Source organism: Aeromonas sp. S11(2024) (assembly GCF_041402345.1).
GTDB classification, from domain to species: domain Bacteria; phylum Pseudomonadota; class Gammaproteobacteria; order Enterobacterales; family Aeromonadaceae; genus Aeromonas; species Aeromonas veronii.
Window position 1 is genome coordinate 1 of the sequence record NZ_JBGLRC010000053.1, and the last position, 5,389, is coordinate 5,389.

The 5,389-nt window shown below is 58.4% G+C and carries 3 protein-coding genes and 1 pseudogene; 1 reads left to right on the forward strand and 3 read right to left on the reverse strand.

The window, feature by feature from the left end; all coding sequences use genetic code 11:
- Positions 1-141 precede the first annotated feature (141 nt).
- Both ACB040_RS20590 and rluC read right to left on the reverse strand, forming a co-directional pair.
- A complete protein-coding gene (locus tag ACB040_RS20590) occupies positions 142-804 on the reverse strand; it encodes an HAD-IA family hydrolase (RefSeq protein WP_338774904.1) in 663 nt (220 codons plus the stop codon).
- Positions 804-1,748 (reverse strand): 23S rRNA pseudouridine(955/2504/2580) synthase RluC, encoded by a 945-nt coding sequence (gene rluC / locus ACB040_RS20595; protein ID WP_042030945.1) that lies wholly within the window; start codon positions 1,746-1,748, stop codon positions 804-806. Before rluC ends, ACB040_RS20590 begins: the two co-directional genes overlap by 1 nt.
- A gap of 413 nt (positions 1,749-2,161) precedes the next feature.
- On the opposite strand from rluC, the gene rne reads away from it, so the two are divergent.
- A complete protein-coding gene (gene rne / locus ACB040_RS20600) occupies positions 2,162-5,254 on the forward strand; it encodes a ribonuclease E (protein WP_371156307.1) in 3,093 nt (1,030 codons plus the stop codon).
- A 30-nt stretch (positions 5,255-5,284) separates the two neighbouring features.
- On the opposite strand, the pseudogene ACB040_RS20605 reads toward rne, so the two are convergent.
- Positions 5,285-5,389: pseudogene (locus ACB040_RS20605) on the reverse strand (IS1595 family transposase); the annotation flags it as partial.

Genomic DNA, 5,389 nt, shown 5'->3' on the forward strand with positions numbered 1-5,389 from the left:
CGGAGCGGCCGCATCATGCGTTGAAATACAGAACCCCCGATGCGGTACATAGGGGGTTCTGAGTAGAGAAATGCTAGTTGAAAATGTGTAAACCTATTTCTGGACTAGACAATCAGATTGATGTCTCTTAAAGAGAAGCGTCTACAACAGCCCGCGAAGAGCCGTCATGGAGTCCACCACCGCTACAGGTTCGTGACGACTGAGAGCATCACTACTATCTACACCCCAGGTAACGCCAATGCGCGGCATGGCAATTGCCTCGGCCATCGCCATATCGTGAACAGAGTCGCCGATCATTACCGCCTGCCGGGGTGACAGCCCCAGCTCGTCCAGGATCTGCTCAAGCATCAGCGGATCAGGCTTGGAGCGAGCCTCATCGGCCCCACGACTGGTCACAAATAACGGGTGCAGCCCGGTCTCATCCAATACCCGATCCAGCCCACGGCGCGATTTCCCGGTAGCGACAGCAAGTTGCAGTCCCCGTGACTGCCAGTTATGTAGCAACTCCCCTGCCCCGGCAAACAGCGGGCTGGGGGTAGCGTCGTGCAGATAGTGATGACGATAGCGATTGATGAGTGCGGCAATCTGGCGCTCATCTCTGGTAGCGCCACTGTCACTGCATAAGGGGAACAGACGGGACATGGCGACATCGAGGCTCAACCCGATGATCTGCCGGATCTGGGCTGGAGCAGGAACCGCTAGCTCACAATCTCTGGCGGCCCCCTGCACACAGGCCACAATCCGGCCCACCGAATCCATCAGGGTACCATCCCAATCGAAAATGGCGAGCCGGATATCCTGCATCAGCGTGGCAAGCCGTTGAGGAAGTTGTCGAGCTCAGGTGCCAACGGCGCTTCGACCTGCATCTCGCGACCATCGGCCGGATGGGTGAAGCTGAGCTTCCAGGCATGCAAAAAGAGCCGTTTTAGCCCTTGGCTGCGCATTTTCTCGTCAAACGCCGCTTCACCGTACTTATCGTCACAGGCGATCGGGTGACCGGCATGCAGGGTGTGCACGCGGATCTGGTGGGTACGGCCAGTAATGGGGCTGCACTCGACCAGGGTCGCTTCGGCAAATTGACGCACGATACGGAACCTAGTTTCGGAGGGCTTGCCATCGGCACTGACCCGCACCACCCGTTCACCGGATTGCAGATCATTCTTGCGCAGCGGTGCGTTGACCACTTTTACATGGGCCTGCCACTTGCCGCGCACCAGCGCCAGATACTGCTTGCGCATGGTCTTGACGCGCAACTGCTCATGCAGGCTACGCAGGGCGCTGCGCTTTTTGGCGACCAGCAGCACGCCGGAGGTGTCGCGGTCAAGGCGGTGCACCAGCTCGAGGAAACGGGCTTCTGGACGCAGGGCTCGCAGCCCCTCAATAACGCCAAAGCTCAGGCCGCTGCCACCGTGTACGGCCATCCCGGAGGGCTTGTTCAGCACGATCATGGCATCGTCTTCGAACAGGATCTGGCTCTCCAGACGCTGGATCACCCCGAGGTTTGCCGAAGGCAGCTCATTCTTCTCGGCAACTCGCACGGGAGGAACCCGCACCTCGTCACCTGCGCAGAGTTTGTACTCCGGTTTGATGCGCTTTTTGTTTACTCGCACTTCGCCTTTACGAAGGATGCGATAGATCAGGCTCTTGGGGACGCCCTTTAGCTGAGTCTTTAGAAAATTGTCGATGCGCTGCCCGTCATGCTCAGCTTCGATGGTGAGCAGCTGCACTTGTTGATGTATCTGTGTCATGGCGCGGATTTTAACACTGCCAGCGCCCCTTGGCTGCATGGTTTGTTGAAAAATGGCGCCTTGCTATAAAAGAGGTTTAAATGGGATAATAAACAAGGTTTTGTCATTGTGTTCAAGCCTTGTACTAAGTGGCCAAAAAGTATGCCACCCAATCCCGAAACACCGTGTATACAAGAACATGACGGTTCCCGGGTGCGAGGTACAACGCATGGAGAACACAAACATCACCGTTTATTTGTCTCCATTTCGGCATCCTTATTCATCTCTTCTCGAGAAAAGATGACCAGAACGCCCTTAGTTTGCGCCTCATGCATACCCCAACCGGGAGGTTGCCCCAGTATGCTGAAGACCCGAGGCCGGCGCTGGTAGGACCCAGATGGAGGAAATCAAAATGACACAATAATGAGAACTCAATGAAAAGAATGCTTATCAACGCAACTCAAGAAGAGGAGTTGCGCGTAGCGCTGGTTGACGGACAACAGCTCTACGATTTGGATATTGAAAGTCCGGGACACGAGCAGAAGAAAGCGAACATTTACAAGGGTAAGATCACCCGCGTAGAACCCAGCCTTGAAGCTGCTTTTGTTGATTACGGCGCCGAGCGCCACGGTTTCCTGCCGTTGAAGGAGATCGCCCGCAATTACTTCCCCTCCGGTTACTCCTATCAGGGTCGTCCCAACATCAAAGAAGTGGTCCGCGAAGGTCAGGAAGTTATCGTCCAGATCGACAAGGAAGAGCGTGGCACCAAGGGTGCAGCCCTCACCACCTTTATCAGCCTGGCAGGTAGCTACCTGGTACTGATGCCCAACAACCCCCGTGCCGGTGGTATCTCCCGCCGCATCGAGGGTGATGAGCGGACTGAACTGAAAGAAGCCCTGAGCGGACTGACCGTGCCGGAAGGCATGGGCCTGATCGTGCGCACTGCCGGTGTAGGCAAGTCTCCGGAAGAGCTGGAGTGGGATTTGAACGTCCTGCTCAACCACTGGGACTCCATCCACAAGGCCTCCCAGGAGCGCGCTGCGCCGGTACTGATCCACCAGGAAAGTAACGTCATCGTGCGTGCCATCCGTGACTATCTGCGTCGCGATGTGGGCGAGATCCTGATCGACAATCCGGTGATTTTCGAACGCGCTAAGGCCCATATCGAGCTGGTGCGTCCCGATTTCCTCAACCGTGTGAAGCTGTACAAGGGTGAAGTTGCCCTGTTCAACCACTTCCAGATTGAGAGCCAGATTGAATCAGCCTTCCAACGTGAAGTGCGCCTCCCCTCCGGTGGCAGCATCGTTATCGATCCGACCGAAGCACTGACCTCCATTGATATCAACTCCTCCCGCGCCACCAAGGGCGGCGATATCGAAGAGACTGCGCTGCAAACCAACCTGGAAGCGGCCGATGAAATTGCCCGTCAATTGCGTCTGCGCGACTTGGGTGGCCTGATCGTAATCGACTTCATCGACATGACGCCGGTTCGCCATCAGCGCGAAGTGGAAAACCGTCTGCGTGAAGCGGTGCATCAGGATCGTGCCCGCATCCAGCTGGGTCGGATCTCCCGTTTCGGTCTGCTGGAGATGTCTCGCCAGCGTCTGCGCCCCTCCCTCAACGAGTCCAGCAGCCATATCTGCCCCCGTTGCCAGGGTCAAGGCGTGATCCGTGACAACGAATCCCTCGCCCTGTCCATCCTGCGTCTCATCGAAGAAGAGGCCATGAAGGACAACACCGAGCAGGTTCACGGTCAGGTGCCGGTGGATGTTGCCGCCTATCTGCTTAACGAGAAGCGTGCCGCCATCGCCAGTCTGGAGCAGCGCAATGATGTGCGTGTTTACATCATTCCGAACCAGCATCTGGAAACCCCGCACTACGAAGTAACCCGCATTCGTCAGAACGAGATCCCGGAAGCGGCCAGCTACGAGCTGAAAACCGAGATTGCCAAGCCGGTCTACCAACCGAAGCAAGCTCAGGTGATCGAGCGTGAGCAACCGCTGCTGCAAGGCTTTGCCCAACCGGCACAACCGGCCCCTGTTGCACCGCAACAGCCGGCGGCTCCCGTTGCTGCGGCCCCTGCCGAAGTCGGCTTCTTCAGCAAGCTGATCAAAGGCATTACCGGCCTGTTCAGCAGCGATGCAGCCCCTGCCGAGGTGAAAGCAACCGCCGAGAAACCTGCTGCTCGTGAAGCACGCAAGGATGAAGGTCAGCGTCACCAGCGCGAAGAAGGTCGTGGCCGTGGTCAGCGTCCTCGTCGTGACGACAATCGTGGCAACCGCAACAATGCGGAAGCTGGCGAGAAGCGTGAAGGTGGCAACCGCGAAGCTGGTGAAAACCGCAATCGCCGTCCACGTAAAGAGCGCGAGCCTCGTCAGGAGCGTGAAGCTCGTGGCGAAGTGCGCAACGAACAGCGCATGGAACGTGAACCCCGTCAGGAGCGAGAGCCTCGCGAACCGCGCCAGGAACGTGCACCACGTCCGGCCCGTGAACCTCGTGCTCCCCGTGAGCCGCGCGCCGAAGTCGTTGTTGACGCGGTAGACACCGTTGATGCAACTGCCGCCCAGCCACGTCAGGAAAAAGAGCAGAAAGTAGCAGAGCGCCGCGAACGTCGCCAACTGCGCAAGCAGATCCGCGTCGATGTCGCCGCTGCTGACACCCCTGCCCTGCCGGTTGACGAAGTACCAGCGCAAGCTGAAGTGATCGATGCTACCGTGGGTAACGAGCAGGAAGAGCAGAGTGAAGGCCAGCGCCGTTCACGCCGCACTCCGCGCAGCCAGCGTATCGAAGGTCAGCGCCGCAAGCGCATCAATGAAGATGCCCGCAGCCAGCGTGACGAAGAACAGCAAGATTCCACCACTCTGACCACCGCAGCCCAGGCAGATATTGCCAAAGCGCAGGTTGAAGAGCCGGTAGTGCCTGTTGTTACCATCCCGAGCGCTGAAGCCGTCGCTGCAGCCCTGCAAGCCTCTGCGGCACTGACCGAGCATGTGGTTGTCGAAGTCGTTGCTGAAGAAGCTGCCGAGCAGGCTGCTGCCCAGGTCGAAGCAACTCAAGCCGATGTGATCGCTAGCCCGGTTGTTGCAGCTGTCGCAGAAGTCGTGGTTGCAGCAGAGCCGGAAGTTGCCGTTGTCGCCGCTCCCGCTGTAGACGAGACTGCCGCTACCGTGGTTGAAACCGCTCCGGTTGTTGAAGAAGCCCCTGCTGTCAGCCCCCCTGTCGTAGAAGCTGTACCGGCTGCAGTCGAAATGCCAGTTGCGGTTGTCGAAGCCCCGGCTCCTGTCGCTGCCGTTGCGGTGGAAGAGACTCCGGTCGTGACCAAACAGGTAGCTCACGGTGCTGGCCTGCTGGCTCGTGCCCGCAAAGCATCCGCGCCGATGGCAACCCCTGCCGAAGCCCCTGCCCTGCCTGCTCGTGAGCCGGTTAACTACCCGCCGCTGGTACGCAACGAGGTGAGCACATCAGGTCGTCATGGTGGCAGCACTGCCGCCGTCAACGTGGCCACCTGCCCGGCCGGTCGCCCCTAAACAACCCGGGTTGCCCCCCTAAACAAAAGGCTATGTCCAAATGACGTGTTGCATGGGGCGCCCCAGCGCCTCATGCAAACATGCTTTGATATTTACGCCTTTTCCGTAACGCTCCAGCATCCTGCGCCAACCCAG